This window comes from Micromonospora sp. CMU55-4 (genome assembly GCF_011602315.1).
GTDB lineage: Bacteria > Actinomycetota > Actinomycetes > Mycobacteriales > Micromonosporaceae > Micromonospora > Micromonospora chalcea.
This window is the reverse complement of the sequence record NZ_JAAOLH010000015.1, coordinates 16,423-33,510: the sequence shown is the minus strand read 5'-3', so window position 1 is coordinate 33,510 and position 17,088 is coordinate 16,423. Positions and strand designations below refer to the sequence as shown.

The window sequence follows — 17,088 nt, the reverse complement described above, 5'->3', positions numbered from 1 at the left end:
GGGCTCGGCTCCGGCGGCTCGTCATCCGTTCGCCGGCCCGGCTGCCCCCGCGGCGCCGGCCGGCGAACGGGCACCCGGCGGTGTCGGCCTCACATGCCGGAAAGCGCGGTACGCACAGCGGCCTCGGGGACGCGGGCGACCAGTTCGACTCCGCCCGGTCCGTCCAGGACGAAGGACAGGCCCGAGGTGGCCTTCTTGTCCCGGCGCATCAGCGTGATCAGCTCGTCGTGGTCGACGCCGCCGGGCAGCGTGGTGTCGAGCCCGTAGCCCGCCACCACGTCGTGGTGCTCGGCCACCCGGTCGGCCGGTATCCGGCCGAGGACGCCGGCCAGCCGGCCCGCGAAGACCGTGCCGACGCCGACCGCCTCACCGTGGCGCAGGCCGAAGTCGGTGGCCCGCTCCAACGCGTGCCCGAGCGTGTGGCCGTAGTTGAGGATGTGCCGCAGGCCGGAGTCCCGCTCGTCCGCGGCCACCACCCGGGCCTTCAACGCCACCGACGCGGCGATCTGCTCCGCCACCGGCCGGTCACGCAGATCACCGGCGCCGATGAAGTGCGCCCGGGCGATCTCCCCGTACCCGTTGCGCCACTCCCGCTGCGGCAGCGTCCCCAGGTGCTCGGTGTCGCAGAGCACCGCCCGGGGCTGCCAGTACACGCCCACGAGGTTCTTGCCCTCCGGCAGGTTGACGGCGGTCTTCCCACCGACGCTGGCGTCCACCTGGGCCAGCAGCGAGGTCGGCAGGTGGATCACCGGTACGCCCCGGTGGTAGAGGCCGGCGGCCAGCCCGACCACGTCCGTGGTGGTGCCGCCGCCGCACGAGACCACCGCGTCCGTCCGGCTCAGCCCGAACTCGGCGAACGCCCGGCAGAGCTGTTCCACAGTGGTCAGGTTCTTGTCGTGCTCGCCGTCGCGGGCCGGCACCACCCGGTGCGGCACGCCCGGGTCGGGCGTCCACTCCGGTGGCCGGGCCGAGACCACCACGACCCGCTGGGCGCCGATCCGCGCCACCTCCGCCGGGAGCCGGTGGCGCACGCCGGGACCGATCAGCACCGGGTACGACCGTTCCCCGAGTGCCACCTCGACGCGGGCCGGCTCGCTGGCGGGACGGTCAGGTACCGGCGTGTGCATGTGGTTGCTGCCTCCTCTGCGGAACGCGGGCCGGCGCGGTCGCGGCCGGGCTGCCCCGCACCATCGACAGGCGCAGCGCCAGCGCGGCCAGCGAGTCGACCTCCGGCCGGATGCCCCACCGATCGTGGGTGAGCTGCGCGTGGTGCGCCAGCAGGAACCCGGGAGGCGCCGTCGGGTGGTCGTGGCCCACCACGTCGGTCACCCGGTCCAGGTAGCGCTGCCACGCCACTGCCACGTCCCCGCCCAGCGGTAGGTCACCGGCCGACAGGACGATCTTCTCCGCCCCGGCGTCGGCCTGCGCGGCCAGGTCCCGCCGCTGCGCGCCGGTGAGCCGCTGGCTGCGTTCCTGCCAGTGCAGGAACAGGAACGCCAGGCGGTCGGCCGCCGGCATCAGCCCGGTCAGGTGCCGCAGGTGCGCCACGGCCAGCGGCAACTCGCCGCCGGCCAGCCAGGGCACGTCGCCGCCGAGCAGGGTGAGGGCCAGTTCGCTGCCCGCGAACGCGAGCGGGCCGCCCCGCGCGGGGTCGCGCACGACGTACCGGTCCTCGGCGAGGGAAGCTCCCGGGTCGTACGCGAGCAGTCCCGCCCGTACCGCGTCGAGCGCGGCGGGGGCGGCATGGAAGCCGAGGCTCAGCCGCCCGGCGGGGGAGTCCTCCGGGTCGAAGAACCAGTCCATGCCGGGATCGGCCCGGCGGGCGGCGGCGACCAGCCCGGTCAGGACGGTGCCGACCAACTCGGTCAGCCGCGTGCCCGGGCAGCCGCCGGCCGGTACGGCCGAACGGGCGAACAACCAGCAGCGTTCCAACGACGGCACCTCGGCTGACGGGCGGGTGGAGCACGGGATTCGACGGTCCGCGGGGGTCGCCCCATCATCGGCCTGCGGGCCCGTTCCACCACCCGATCGGCGCTCCGAACTGGGGACGACTTAGGGGGTGACAGGGGTAGGACACCGGCAGGGTGCTCGGAAGACTTGGGCCGCTACGGCGAGCGAGGTCTACGCCGCGGATGAGGAGTCTCGCCGACGGATGGATGTGGTGACATGCTTCGGAGCGACCTGATCCAGCCGTTGTCCGATCTGATCGAGGCGCACGCCGCCAGGTCGGGGAACAAGGTCGCATTCCGCGACGACCGCCGGGCGGTCGGATACGCCGATCTGGCGGCGCGGACCCGTCGGCTGGCCGGTCACCTGGCGGCGGCCGGGGTCGCCCGGGGCGACCGGGTGGCCTTCTGCCTCGGCAACCGGGTGGAGACGGTGGAGACCTGGCTGGCCGTCACGCGGGCCGCCGCGGTCGGCGTGCCGGTGAATCCGCACAGCACCGACGCGGAACTGGCCCATCTGCTGGACGACTCCGGCGCGGTGCTGGTGGTCACCGACCCGCGTCACCTCGACCAGATGCTGCGGCTGCGTACCGGCCGGCCGGCCCTGCGGATCGTGGTCACCGGGGACGACCCGGTTCCGGACGGGGTCGTCGCCTGGCGCGACCTGGTCGACACCGAGCCGTCCGTGGGGGCCCGCGACGACCTGGGCCTCGACGAGGTGGCCTGGATGCTCTACACCTCCGGCACCACCGGCCGGCCCAAGGGTGTCCTTTCCACCCAGCGCACCTGCCTCTGGTCGGTCGCCGCCTGTTACGTGCCGATCCCCGGGCTCACCGCCGCCGACCGGGTGGTCTGGCCACTGCCGCTGTTCCACAGCCTCTCGCACATCGGGTGCGTGCTCAGCGTGACGGCGGTCGGGGCCACGGCCCGGCTCATCGACGGCTTCTCCGCCGACGACGTGCTGCGCGCGGTCGACGAGGACGAGGCCACAGTGCTCGCCGGTGTGCCGGCCATGTACCACCACCTGGTCACCGCCGCCCGGGAGACCGGCTTCCGCGCCCCGGCCCTGCGGGTCTGCCTGGTCGGCGGGGCGATCACCACCGGCGCGCTGCGGCGGGCGTTCGACGAGGTCTTCGACGCGCCGCTGCTCGACGCGTACGGCAGCACGGAGACCTGCGGCTCGATCGCCGTCACCCGGCCGGAGCAGCCCCGGGTCGAGGGCTCCTGCGGGCGCCCGGTGCCCGGCGTCGAGGTGCGCCTGGTCAGCCCGCAGACGGGTCTGGACGTGCCGACCGGCGCCGAGGGGGAGGTCTGGGTCAGCGGTCCGAGCGTCATGCTCGGCTACCACGGCCTGCCGGAGGTCACCGCCGCCGCCCTGCGCGACGGCTGGTACCGCACCGGCGACCTGGCCCGCCGCGACGCCGACGGCAACATCTTCGTCACCGGCCGCCACCAGGAGCTGATCATCCGGGGCGGGGAGAAGATCCACCCGGGCGAGGTGGAGGAGGCGCTGCGCGCGGTGCCCGGCGTCGCCGACGTGGCGGTGACCGGCCGGCCGCACGAGGTGCTCGGCGAGGTGCCGGTGGCGTTCGTGGTGCCGGGGCCGGAGGGCTTCGACCCCCGTGCCGGGTACGCGGCCTGCCGGGAGAGGCTCAGCTACCACAAGGTCCCCGAGGCGCTGTACGAGATCGGGCAGGTGCCCCGCACCGCGTCCGGCAAGGTCACCCGCCGGCTCCTGCTCGACGGGCCGGCCCGGCTGCGGGCGGTCAACGGCAGCCACCACGAGGCGCTCAGCCTGCTCGCCTGGCGACCGCTGGACCTGGCGGCCGTACCGCCGGTGGCGGCGCCCGTCCCGGCGGCCGCGCAGGACGCCGCCGCCCCGGCCCGCCGCTGGGCGCTCGTCGGCGCCGGGAGCGAACCGCTGGTGGAGCCGCTGCGCGCGGCGTCGCCGGGGGAGCGGTTCCGGGCCCACCGGGATCTGGCCACCCTGCGCGAGACTCCCGACGCGCCCGACGTGACGGTGCTGCTGGCCGGGCCGGCCGACGCCGACGCGGCGGACCTCGCCGACCGGTTGCGTGGCTGGCTCGACGACGACCGCTTCGCCGGCACCCGGCTGATGCTGCTGACCGGCCCGGCCGGCGACGCGGCCAACGGCCCCGGCACGAGCGGTGCCGGCAGCGCGGGCGACGCCCCCGCGCAAGACGCCGCCGCAGGCGAGACCCCTGCGGGAGACGTCGCCGGGGGAGCCGCCGCCGGGGGAGACGCCGCCGGGTGGGCCGGGCCCGATCCGGCGGCCGGCGCCGTCTGGGCGGTCGGGCGCAGCCTGCAGGCCGCGTACCCGGACCGGATCGTGCTGGTCGACCACGACGCCGCGGACCGCTCGCTCGCCCTGCTGCCCGCCGTCGTGGACGCCGGCGCCGCGCAGGTCGCCCTGCGGGCCGGGGCGGCCCGGCACGCGGCCCTCGTGCCCGCCCCGGCGACCGTGCCGGGACGGCCGGCGACCGTGGCCGACCCGGAGCGCCCCGTCCTGGTCACCGGCGCCGACGGACCGACCGGCGCCGCGCTGGCCCGGCACCTCGTCGCCGCGCACCGCGCCCGCCGGCTGCGGCTGCTGCACACTGGCGCGACGCCCGCCCCGGCCCTGGCGGACCTGGCCGCCGAACTCACCTCCGCCGGTGCGGAAGCCGTTCCGCTGCCCGCCGAGCGGGCGGGCGACGAGGCGTTCGGCGCCGTCTTCCTCTGCCCATGCGACGACGACCTGGCCGACGCCGAGGCCGCAGCCCGGCTGCTCGGCCTCGCCGCGACGCTGGACGCCGCGAGCCGGCACCCGGGGGCCGCGTTCACCGTCCTCGCGCCGTCCGCCCTCCTGCTGGGCGCCGCGGGCCGGGAACGGGCCGCCTCGGCCGTCGGCGCCCTGCACGCCCTGGCCACCCGCCGCCGGGCCGCCGGTCACCCGGCCCGGCTCGTCGGCACGACCGCGCCCGCCGAGCGCGGGCCGGCGGCGACCGGACCCGCAGCGGGCACCGCGTCGGCGGCCGTCCGTGCCGACCTCGCCGCGTTCGACGTGGCCCACGACGGCGCCGACCTGGTCGTGCTCGCCCGCCCGGCGGGCCACGCCGACGCCGCGCACCCCGCCTGGCGCGGGCCCGTGGCCGAGCCCGGCGACGCCACGGACGACCGGGACGCCGCCGAGCTGCGCCGCCGGCTGGCCGGGCTCACCACCGCCGAGGGGGACCGGCTCCTGCTCGACCTGGTCCGCGCCGCCACCGCGCAGGTGGCCGGGCTGCCCGGCCCGGCCGCGGTCCGCCCCGGCCGCGCCTTCAAGGAACTCGGCTTCACCTCGGTCGCGGCGGTCGCGTTGCGCGACCGGCTGGCCCGGGCCACCGGGGTACGGCTCTCCGCCACGGCCGCGTTCGACCGGCCCAGCCCCCAGGCCCTCGCCCGGCACCTCGCCGCCCGGCTGCGCGGTGCCGCCGCGCAGGCCGCTCCCACGACGGACCCGGCGGTGGCGCCGTCCACTGGGGACGATCCGGTGGCCGTCGTCGCCATGGCCTGCCGGCTCCCCGGCGGCGTCGCCTCCCCCGAGGAGCTGTGGGAGCTGGTCGACCAGGGCCGGGAAGGGCTCACGGAGTTCCCCACGGACCGGGGCTGGGACCTGGCGAACCTGTTCTCCGACGACCCCGACCGCCCCGGCACCTCGTACGCCCGGGTGGGCGGCTTCCTCACCGGCGCCGCGGACTTCGACGCCACCCTGTTCGCGATCAGCCCGCGCGAGGCGCTCGCCATGGACCCGCAGCAGCGGCTGCTGCTGGAGACGTCCTGGGAACTGTTCGAGCGGGCCGGCATCGACCCCACCTCGCTGCGCGGCAGCGCCACGGGCGTCTTCACCGGCGTCATGCACCACGACTACGCCGCGAACCTGCGCCAGGCGCCGCCCGGCACCGAGGGCTACCTCGGCGTCGGCACCGCCGGCAGCGTCGTCTCCGGCCGGGTCGCGTACGCGCTGGGGCTGGAGGGGCCGGCTGTCACCGTCGACACGGCGTGCTCGTCGTCGCTGGTGGCGCTGCACCTGGCCGCCCAGGCGCTGCGCGCCGGGGACTGCTCGCTCGCCGTGGCCGGCGGCGTGGCGGTGATGGGCACCCCGCAGGCGTTCGTGGAGTTCAGCCGGCAGCGCGGGCTCGCCCCGGACGGCCGGTGCAAGGCGTTCGCCGACGGCGCCGACGGAACCGGCTGGTCCGAGGGCGTCGCCGTGCTGCTGCTGGAACGGCTCTCCGACGCCCGCCGGCACGGGCACCCCGTCCTCGCCGTGCTGCGCGGCTCCGCCGTCAACTCCGACGGCGCGTCCAACGGGCTGACCGCCCCCAACGGGCCCGCCCAGGAGCGGGTCATCCGCCGGGCGCTGGACGCGGCCGGGCTCTCCACCGCCGACGTGGACGCCGTCGAGGCGCACGGCACCGGCACGTCCCTCGGCGACCCGATCGAGGCGCAGGCGCTGCTCGCCACGTACGGGGTGGGCCGCGGTGACGCCGAACCGCTGCGGCTGGGCTCGCTGAAGTCCAACCTCGGCCACACCCAGGCCGCCGCCGGGGCCGCCGGGGTGATCAAGATGGTGCTCGCGATGCGGCACGGGACACTGCCGCGCACCCTGCACGTGGACGCCCCGACGTCCGAGGTGGACTGGTCCGCCGGCGCGGTCGAGGTGCTCACCGAGGCCCGCCCGTGGCCCGACGTACGCCGGCCCCGCCGGGCCGGCGTCTCGTCGTTCGGCATCAGCGGCACCAACGCCCACGTCATCGTCGAGGCCCCCGCCGATCCGCCGACCGCCGCCGGGGACGCCGCCCGGCAGTCGCCGCCCGCCACCGCTCGGCCGCCCGTACCGTGGCTGCTCGCGGCTGCCTCCGGCGAGGCGCTGCGTGACCAGGCGGCCCGCCTGCTGGCCTGGCTCGACGGGCCGGGGGCGCACGCCGACCCGGCCGACACCGGGCACGCCCTCGCCACCACCCGCGCCGCTCTCGAACACCGGGCCGTGGTGCTGGTGGGCGACGCGGAGTCCGCCCGGACCGGGCTCGGCGCGCTGGCCCGCGGCGGACCGGACCCGGACCTGCCGGGCGTGCTGACCGGCCGGGTCGTCGACGGCCGACTCGGCCTGCTCTTCGGTGGACAGGGCGGCCAGCGCGCCGGCATGGGCCACGAGCTGCACGCGGCGTACCCCGTCTTCGCGGCCGCCTTCGACGCGGCCTGCGCCGAACTCGACCGCTGCCTCGCCGGCCACGCCCCGCTCCCCGTCGCGGACGTCGTCCTCGCGGCCGAGGGCACCGCACCGGCCGAACTGCTCGACGAGACCCTGTACACCCAGCCGGGCCTGTTCGCCTTCGAGGTGGCGCTCTACCGCCTCCTGGAGCACTGGGGGGTCCGCCCCGACGCGGTGCTCGGCCACTCCGTCGGCGAGCTTGCCGCCGCGCACGTGGCCGGGGTGTTCTCCCTCGCCGACGCGGCGGCGCTGGTCGCCGCCCGCGCCCGGCTGATGCAGCAGCTGCCCGCCGGGGGCGCGATGGTCGCCGTCGAGGCCGACGAGGCCGAGGTCGCCGCGCACCTGACCGACCGGGTGGGCCTCGCCGCCGTCAACGGCCCCACCAGCGTCGTCCTGTCCGGCGACACCGACGCGGTGCTGGCCGTCGCGGACACCCTGCGCGCGGCCGGGCGCCGCACCAGCCGGCTGCGGGTGTCGCACGCGTTCCACTCGCCGCGCATGGACCCGATGCTCGACGAGTTCCGCGCGGTCGCGGCCGGCCTCACGTACCGCACCCCGCACCTGCCGGTGGTGTCCAACCTGACCGGCCACCCCGTCGACCCGGCCCGGCTCTGCTCGCCCGAGCACTGGGTGGCGCACGTGCGGGGCACCGTCCGCTTCCACGACGGCGTACGGGCCCTGCACGGGCAGGGCGTCACCACCTTCCTGGAGATCGGCCCGGCCGGTGTGCTCACCGCGATGGCCCAGGACTGCCTCGTCGCCGAGGCCGACGAGCTGGCCTTCGTCCCCGCCGTACGGGGCACCGCGGGCGAGGCCGAGGCGCTGCTCGCCGCCGTGGCGCGGCTGCACGTGCGGGGCGTCGCGGTGGACCGTGCCGCCCTCGCCGGCCCCGGCCCGCACCGCCGCGTCGACCTGCCCACGTACGCCTTCCAGCGCCGGCACTACTGGCTGCCCGCTCCCACCGGCGCCGGCGGTCCCGTCGGCGCCGGACTGGCCGACGCAGGGCATCCGCTGCTCGGTGGCCTGCTGGCGGTCGCCGGCACCGGGCAGGTGGTCTGCACCGGGCAGATCGCCACGGCCACCTCGCCGTGGCTGGCCGCGCCCGGCGACGGCACGGCGCCGCTGCTGCCCGCCACCGCCCTGCTGGACATGCTCACCCACCTCGGCGACCGGCTCGGCGCCCCGAGCGTGCGGCGGCTGCGCGTGCCCGAGCCGGTTCCGCTGCCCGCCGAGGCAACCCTCGAGGTGCAGATCGACGTGGGCGCGCCGGACGAGCACGGACGCCGGGTGGCGCACTGTCACGTCCGGGCCGGCGAGGGGCTGCCCTGGCGGGAGGTCGCCGAGGCCCTGCTCGCACCCGTCGACCCGGAGAGCGGCCGGGGCGCCCTCGCCCCCGTCTGGCCACCTGCCGGGGCCCGGCCGGTGGACCTGAGCGCCCCGCCGCACCGCGCGCCGGCCGGGGAACTGGCCCGTGCCGCGTGGGTCGCCGCCGACCGGCTCTACGTCGACGTACGCCTGCCCGACGACGCCCGCGACCCGGACGCCGAGCGGTACGGCGTGCACCCGCTGGTGCTGGACGCGGCCCTGCGCCTGCTCCCGCTCGCCGGCTTCGCGTCGGTCGCCGACGCCGGGCCCACCGCCCGGCTGCTGCCCACCGAGTGGGCGGGCGTGCGCCGCCACGCCGTCGGGGCGCACGCGCTGCGCGTCTGCCTGGCCCCCGCCGGGGCGGACGCGGTGACGCTGAGCGCCGTCGACGACGCGGGCGGGCCCGTGCTCGACGCCGACCGGGTGGTGCTGCGGCCGGTGGACCTGCCGCCCGCCGACCCGCCGGCGCCGGCGACCACCCCCGCCGGGCTGTACGCCGTCGACTGGCTGCCCGCCACGTTCCCGGCGACCCCGGCGCCCTCCTGGACGCTCGCCGACGGCACGCCGCCGGACGGGCCGCTGCCGCCGCTGCTGGTGCTGCGGGTCGGCGACGGCGAGCCGGGCCGGCCGGTGCCCGACCGGGCGCACGCCGTCGGCCTCGCCGTGCTCGACGTGCTCCAGACCTGGCTGGCCGACCCCCGCGCGGAGACCACCCGCCTGGCCCTCGCCGTGCGCGACGGCGACCCGGTGCACGCCCCCGTGGCCGGGCTGCTCCGCGTCGCCCAGGCCGAGCAGCCCGACCGTTTCCTCCTGCTCAGCCTCGACACCACCGACGACGCCGCCATCCGTTCGGCGCTGGCCGCCGCCGACGACGAACCCGAGGTGGCCGTCCGCGACGGCCGCGCACTGCTGCCCCGCCTCCGCCCCGTCGAGCGGCCCCCGGCCGGCGCGCCGCTCGCGGCCCTGGCCGGCGGCACCGTGCTCCTCACCGGCGGCACCGGCGGGATCGGCCGGCACGTCGCCACCCACCTCGCCACCGCGCACCGCGTCACCGAACTGGTGCTGGTCAGCCGCAGCGGCCGGGCCGGCGACTGGACGACCGCGCTGACCGACGCCGGTGTCACGGTGCGGGTGGTCGCGGCCGACGTCGCCGACCGGGCGGCGCTCGCCGAGGTCATCGCCCCGCTGGCCGACCGGCTCGTCGCCGTCGTGCACGCCGCCGGGGCCACCGACGACGCCCTGCTCACCGACCTCGACCCGACCCGCTGGGCCCGGACCCTGCGCGCCAAGGTGCACGGCGCCTGGCACCTGCACGAGCTCACCGCCGGCCTCGACCTGGCCGCGTTCGTGCTCTTCTCCTCGGCCGCCGCCACCTTCGGCAGCCCCGGCCAGGGCAACTACGCGGCCGGCAACGCGTTCCTCGACGCGCTCGCCGCGCACCGCCGTGCCCAGGGCCGGCCGGCGAGCGCCCTGGCCTGGGGGCTGTGGGCCGCCGAGGACGGGATGGCCGGCCGGCTCAGCCCCGCCGACCTGGCCCGGCTCGCCCGCGGCGGCACCCGCCCCCTCGACACGGCCGCCGGGCTGGCGCTGTTCGACGCCGCCCTGCACGTGGACCGGCCGGCGCTCGTGCCGATCGGGCTCGACCTGGCCGCCGTACGGACCTCCGGCGAGGTGCCCGCCCTGCTGCGGGCGCTGCTGCCCCCGCCGCCCCGCCGGGCGGTCAACGCCGCCTCCGCGCCCGCCGCCGCGAAGGGCTTCGCCGACCGGCTGGCCGAACTCGCCGAGCCCGAGCGCGCCGAACTGCTGCTGGACCTCGTACGCGCCCGGTGCGCCACAGTGGTCGGGCACACCGGCCCCGAGCAGGTCGAGCCGCGTCGCCCGTTCAAGGACCTCGGCTTCGACTCGCTGATGGCCGTCGAGCTGAGCAACCGGCTCACCGCCGTCACCGGGGTCCGGCTCGCCCCGCACGCCGTGTTCAACCACCCCACACCCGAGTTGCTCGCCGCGCACCTGCACGCCCGGCTGCTCGGCACCGCCGCCACCGAGGTCGCCGACGCGAGCACCGTCGCCCTGGACGAGCCGGTCGCCATCGTCGCGATGGCCTGCCGCTTCCCCGGCGGGATCGGCTCCCCGGAGGAGCTGTGGCGGCTGCTCGACGCGGGCGACGACGTCATCGGCGACCTGCCCGACGACCGGGGCTGGCCGCTGGCCGACCTCCACGACCCGGTGCCCGGCACGCCCGGCCGGACGTACGTGCGCTCCGGCGGGTTCCTCCCCGGCATCGCCGACTTCGACGCCGAGTTCTTCGGCATCAGCCCCCGCGAGGCCCTCGCCATGGATCCGCAGCACCGGCTGCTGCTGGAGACCTCCTGGGAGGCGCTGGAACGCGGTGGCATCGACCCGGCCACCCTGCGGGGCAGCCGCACCGGCGTCTTCGCCGGCACCCACGGGCAGGACTACGCCGACCGGGTCGCCCCCGGTGTCGTCTCCGACGACGGCGAGGTCACCGCCGACGAGGGGCACCTGCTTACCGGCACCGCCGGCAGCGTCCTCTCCGGCCGGGTCGCGTACGCGCTCGGGCTGGAGGGGCCAGCTGTCACCGTCGACACCGCCTGCTCGGCGTCGCTGGTGGCGCTGCACCTGGCCGTCCAGGCGCTGCGCCAGGGCGACTGCGACCTGGCGCTGGCCGGTGGGGTGTCGGTGATGTCCACCCCGGCCGGGCTGACCGGCTTCAGCCGCCAGCGCGGTCTCGCCGCCGACGGGCGGTGCAAGGCGTTCGCCGAGGACGCCGACGGCTTCGGCATGTCCGAGGGCGTCGGGATGCTGGTGGTGGAGCGGCTCTCCGAGGCCCGCCGCCGGGGCCACCCCGTGCTGGCCGTCGTGCGCGGCTCGGCGGTCAACTCCGACGGCGCGTCGAACGGGCTGACCGCCCCGAACGGGCCGTCGCAGGAACGGGTCATCAAGGCCGCGCTGGGCGCCGCCGGGCTGAGTGCCGCCGACGTGGACGTGGTGGAGGCGCACGGCACCGGCACGTCGCTCGGCGATCCCATCGAGGCGGAGGCGATCCTCGCCACGTACGGGCAGCGCCCGGCCGGCGCCGCGCCGGTGCTGCTCGGCTCGGTCAAGTCGAACCTCGGGCACACCCAGGCCGCGGCCGGCGTCGCCGGCGTGCTCAAGATGGTCCTCGCCATGCGGCACGGGCGGCTGCCCCGCACCCTGCACGCCGAGCGCCGCAGCTCGCGGATCGACTGGGACTCGGGAGCGGTGCAGCTGCTCACCGAGGCCCGCCCGTGGCCGGCGGCGGACCGGCCGGTGCGCGCCGGCGTCTCGTCGTTCGGCATCAGCGGCACCAACGCCCACGTGATCGTCGAGTCGGTCGCCGAGGCGCCGCCGGAGGCCGCCGAATCCGAGCCGCCGCAGGAGCGCGCGCTGCCGTGGCTGCTGTCGGCGCGTACCCCGCAGGCGCTCGCCGGCCAGGCGCGGCGGCTGCGGGAGCACCTCGCCGCCCGGCCCGACCAGCGGCCCCTCGACGTGGCGTGGTCGCTGGCCACCAGCCGGGGCGCCTTCGACTCCCGAGCGGTGCTGGTAGCCGCGTCCGCGCAGCGGGTCGCCGACGCCCTCGACGCGCTGGTCGAGGGCCGGCCCGACCCGGCGGTCACGCGCGGCGAGGCGCGGCCCACCGGTCGGTGCGTCTTCGTCTTCCCCGGGCAGGGCTCCCAGTGGCTCGGCATGGGGTTGGACCTGCTCGACCAGGCCCCCGTGTTCGCCGAACGCATGGCGGCCTGCGACGCGGCGCTGCGGCCGTACCTGGACTGGTCGCTGCTGGACGTGCTGCGCCAGGCGCCGGGCGCGCCCGGCCTCGACGAGGTCGACGTCGTGCAGCCCGCCCTGTTCGCGATGATGGTGTCGCTGGCCGAGCTGTGGCGCTCGTACGGCGTGCAGCCGGCCGCCGTGGTCGGCCACTCCCAGGGCGAGATCGCCGCCGCCTGCGTCGCCGGGGTGCTCTCCCTGCCCGACGCGGCCCGGGTGGTGGCGCTGCGCAGCCGCGCGCTACGGGCCCTGGCCGGGCACGGGGCGATGGCCTCCGTCGCGCTGCCGGCCGACACGGTCCGATATCGGATCGCCCGCTTCGGTGAGCGGATCTCGGTCGCCGCCGTGAACGGGCCGGCCGCCGTCGTGGTCTCCGGCGAGCCGGAGGCGGTCGAGGAACTGCTCGCCGAGCTGGCCGGCGAGCAGGCCCGGGTGCGGCGCATCGCCGTCGACTACGCCTCCCACTCCGCCCAGGTGGAACGCATCCGCGACGAGCTGGCCGAGGTGCTGGCCGGCATCGCCCCCGGCCCGGCCGCCGTGCCGCTGTTCTCCACCACCGACCTGCGCTGGCTCGACGGCGAGGAGATGGGGCCCGACTACTGGTACCGCAACCTGCGCCGGCCCGTCGAGCTGGAACGGGCGATCCGCGCGCTGGCCGCCGAGGGCCACGACGCGTACATCGAGTGCAGCCCCCACCCGGTGCTCACCGTCGGCGTGGAGGAGACCCTCGCCGACCACGACGGCGATGCCGTGGTGGTCGGCTCGGTACAACGCGACCAGGGCGGCCGGGAGCGGTTCCTGCTCTCCCTGGCGCAGCTCCACGTGTCCGGGGCCGCGGTGGACTGGCGGCCCGCGCTGGCCGGCGGCCGGCGCGTCGACCTGCCCACGTACGCGTTCGCCCACCGCCGCTACTGGCCCCGGCCGGTCTCCGGCCCCGGCGACGTCGGCGCCGCCGGTCTGGACGCCGCCGGTCATCCGCTGCTCGGCGCGTCGGTCGTGCTGGCCGAGACGAGGGGCCACCTGTTCACCGGGCGGCTGTCGGCCGACGCGCAGCCGTGGCTGGCCGATCACCGGGTCACCGGCAGCGTGCTGGTGCCCGGCACCGGCCTGGTGGAGTTCTGCCTGCGCGCCGGCGACGAGGTCGGCCACCCGTTCCTCGACGAGCTGGTCATCGAGGCCCCGCTGACCCTGCCCGCCGACGGCGCGACGCAGGTGCAGGTGGCGGTCGGCGCGGGCGCCGGCGACGGACGCCGGCCGGTGACCGTGCACTCCCGGCCCGCCGACGCGCCGGCGGGACAGCCGTGGACCCGGCACGCCAGCGCCACCCTCCGCGCCGACCAGCCCGCGGTGTCGCCGCAGCTCACCGCCTGGCCGCCGCCCGACACCCGGCCCGTCGACCTGACCGGCTTCTACGCCGGCCTGGAAGCCGACGGGTACGCGTACGGGCCGGCGTTCCAGGGCCTGCGCGCGGTGTGGACCGGCGGCGACGAGGTCTACGCCGAGGTGGAGCTGCCGGCGGCCCAGCGGGTCGACGCCGACCGGTACGGCCTGCACCCCGCCCTGTTCGACGCCGCCCTGCACGCCGCGCACTTCGGCGGTCTCGCCGGGGCCGGGGCCGGCCAGCTCCTGCTGCCGTTCGCCTGGAACGGCGTCAGCCTGCACGCCACCGGGGCCACCGCCCTGCGGGTACGGCTGACCCGGGTCGGGCCGCACGCCATCGCGCTGACCGTCGCCGATCCGACCGGCGCCCCGGTGGCCGAGGTGGCCGCCCTGACGATGCGCCCGATCTCCACCACCGAGCTGGCCGTCACCGACGACCGGGCCACCCGCGACGCCCTGTTCCGCGTCGACTGGACGCCGCTGCCGCCCGTCGAGACGGCCACCCCGGTCGACGCCGTGGCCGTCGCCCCCGGCCTGGACGGGTTCCCGCTGCACCACGGGCTGGACGGGCTCGCCGACGCGGTGGACGCCGGACTGGCCCTGCCCGGGGCGGTGCTCGTGCCGCTCGGCGCGCACCCCGCGCAGCCCACCCCCCGCGCGGCGCGCCATGCCGCCGTGCAGGCCCTCGACCTGGTCCGGCGCTGGCTCACCGAGCCCCGCTGGGCGGCGTCGCGGCTGCTGCTGGTGACCCGGGGCGCGGTGGCCGTGCACCACGCCGGCGAGGTGACCGACCCGGCCGCCGCGGCGGCGTGGGGCCTGGTGCGCTCCGCCCAGTCGGAGAACCCGGGCCAGATCGTCGTCGTCGACGTCGACGGCGACGGGATCGGCCCGGACGAGGTGGCCGCCCTCCTGGCGGCGGACGAGCCGCAGGCCGCGATCCGGGTCGGCGCGGCGTACGTGCCGCGGCTGGCGCGGGCCGGGTCGGCCGGCGAGCTGCCCGCACCGCCCGCCGCCGCGTGGCGGCTGGACGCGCCGGTGCGCGGCAGCCTGGAGAACCTCACCCTGGTCGCCACCGACGCCGCCGACGCCGCGCTCGGCCCCCGCGAGGTCCGGGTCCGCGTCCGCGCCGCCGGCCTCAACTTCCGCGACGTGCTCAACGCGCTCGGTCTCTACCCGGGCGACGCGGGCCCGCTCGGCGGCGAGGGCGCCGGTGAGGTCGTCGAGGTCGGCGCCGAGGTGACCGACCTGCGCCCCGGCGACCGCGTCTTCGGTGTCTTCGTGGGCTGCTTCGGACCCGTCGCGGTCACCGACCGCCGCCTGCTGGCCCCGATGCCGGCCGGCTGGTCGTACGTCGAGGCCGCGTCCGTGCCGGTGGTCTTCCTGACCGCGTACCACGGGCTGGTCAACCTGGCCGGGCTCACCCGGGGCGAGTCGGTGCTGGTGCACGCGGCGGCCGGCGGCGTCGGCATGGCCGCCGTGCAGCTCGCCCGCCACCTCGGGGCCGAGGTGTACGCCACCGCCAGCCCCGCCAAGTGGGACGCTCTGCGCGCGCTCGGTCTCGACGAGGAGCACCTGGCCTCGTCCCGGACCCTCGACTTCGAGACCCGCTTCACCGACGCCACCGGCGGCCGGGGCGTGGACGTCGTGCTGGACTCGCTGGCCCGCGAGTTCGTCGACGCCTCGCTGCGGCTGCTGCCGCGCGGCGGGCGGTTCGTCGAGATGGGCAAGACCGACATCCGCGACGCCGCCCGCGTCGCCGTCGACCATCCGGGGGTGGCCTACACCGCCTTCGACCTGACCCTGCAGGAGCCCGACGAGGTGCAGCGCATGCTGGTCGTTCTGCTGGGGCTCTTCGAACGGGGGACGCTCACCCCGCTGCCCACCCAGGTGTGGGACGTCCGCCAGGCGCCGGAGGCGTTCCGGCACGTCAGCCAGGCCCGGCACGTCGGCAAGGTGGTGCTCACCATGCCCCGGGCGTGGGACCCCGACGGCACGGTGCTGCTGACCGGCGGCACCGGGACCCTGGGCCGGCTGGTCGCCCGGCGGCTGGTCGAGACGCACGGCGTACGGCGGCTGCTGCTGGTCAGCCGCCGCGGCGAGCGGGCCCCCGGCGCGACCGAGGCGCTCGATGAACTGCGGGCCCTGGGGGCCGAGGCCACGGTGGTGGCGGCCGACGTGTCCGACCGCGACAACCTCGCCGGGGTGCTGGCGGCGGTACCGGAGCGGCACCCGTTGACCGCCGTCGTGCACCTCGCCGGGGTGCTCGACGACGGGGTGGTCACCGCCCTCACCCCGCAGCGCGTCGACACGGTCTTCGCGCCGAAGCTCGACGCCGCGTGGCACCTGCACGAGCTCACCCGCCACCTTGACCTCGCCGGGTTCGTGCTCTTCTCCTCCGGCGCCGGAGTCTTCGGCGTCCCCGGTCAGGCCAACTACGCGGCGGCCAACGCGTTCCTCGACGCGCTCGCCCTGGCCCGCCGTGCGCAGGGGCTGCCGGGCCGGTCGTTCGCCTGGGGGCTGTGGGAGCAGGCCAGCGAGATGACCGCCAAGCTGGACCGGACCGATCCCCGGATCACCGCCCGTGACGGGCAGCTCGCCATCCCGTCCGAGCTGGGGATGGCCCTGTTCGACGCGGGCCTGCGGCTGGCCGAGCCGGTGCTGGTGCCGACGAGGATCGACGTCGCCGCGCTCGGCGAGCGGGCCGAGCGGCCCCCGGCGCTGCTGCGCGGGCTGCTGCGCCGGGAGCGGCCGACGGCGCGGGCGGCCACCCCGGCCGGCGGCGGGCGTACGCTCGCCGACGAGCTGGCGGCGCTGGACGGGCCCGAGCGCCACACCCTCGTGGTCGACCTGGTACGCGAGCAGGCGGCGAGCGTGCTCGGGCACGGCAGCCGGGTGGCGGTGACCCCGGGCCGGGCGTTCAGCCAGATCGGCTTCGACTCGCTGACCGCCGTCGAGCTGCGCAACCGGCTGACCACGGCCACCGGCCTGCGCCTGCCGGCCACGCTGATCTTCGACTACCCGGATCCGAACGAGCTGGCCACGTACCTGGTGTCCGAGCTGGCGCCGGACACCGGACCGGCGGCCCCGCCGGTCCTCGCGGACCTGGAGAACCTGGAGCGCTCGCTGACCGAGGCCACTGTGGAACCGGAGCTGCACGACCAGATCGGGTCGCGCCTGGAGGTGCTGATCGCCAAGTGGCGGACGATGCGCGCCGGCACGGGCGGCGATCCCGACCTCGATCTCGAACTGGCCAGCGACGACGACCTGTTCGACCTCATCGACTCCGAACTCGGCATCTGATGGCCGTCCGGCCGCCCCGCCCGCCGCAAGCCGACC

Annotated in this window: 3 protein-coding genes; 1 reads left to right on the top strand and 2 read right to left on the bottom strand. The window is 77.5% G+C overall.

Annotated features, from left to right (window positions below; all coding sequences use genetic code 11):
• Positions 1-89: 89 nt before the first annotated feature.
• Both HA073_RS23475 and HA073_RS23470 read right to left on the bottom strand, forming a co-directional pair.
• Positions 90-1,127, bottom strand: coding sequence for a 3-dehydroquinate synthase (locus HA073_RS23475; RefSeq protein ID WP_166457296.1), 1,038 nt, complete (start codon positions 1,125-1,127; stop codon positions 90-92).
• On the bottom strand, positions 1,108-1,941 hold the full coding sequence (locus HA073_RS23470; protein ID WP_231915406.1) for a hypothetical protein: 834 nt from the start codon (positions 1,939-1,941) through the stop codon (positions 1,108-1,110). Before HA073_RS23470 ends, HA073_RS23475 begins: the two co-directional genes overlap by 20 nt.
• Before the next feature lie 225 nt (positions 1,942-2,166).
• Here HA073_RS23470 and HA073_RS23465 point away from each other — a divergent pair, with 225 nt between their 5' ends.
• A complete protein-coding gene (locus tag HA073_RS23465; RefSeq protein ID WP_166457295.1) occupies positions 2,167-17,052 on the top strand; it encodes a type I polyketide synthase in 14,886 nt (4,961 codons plus the stop codon).
• Positions 17,053-17,088: the final 36 nt, after the last annotated feature.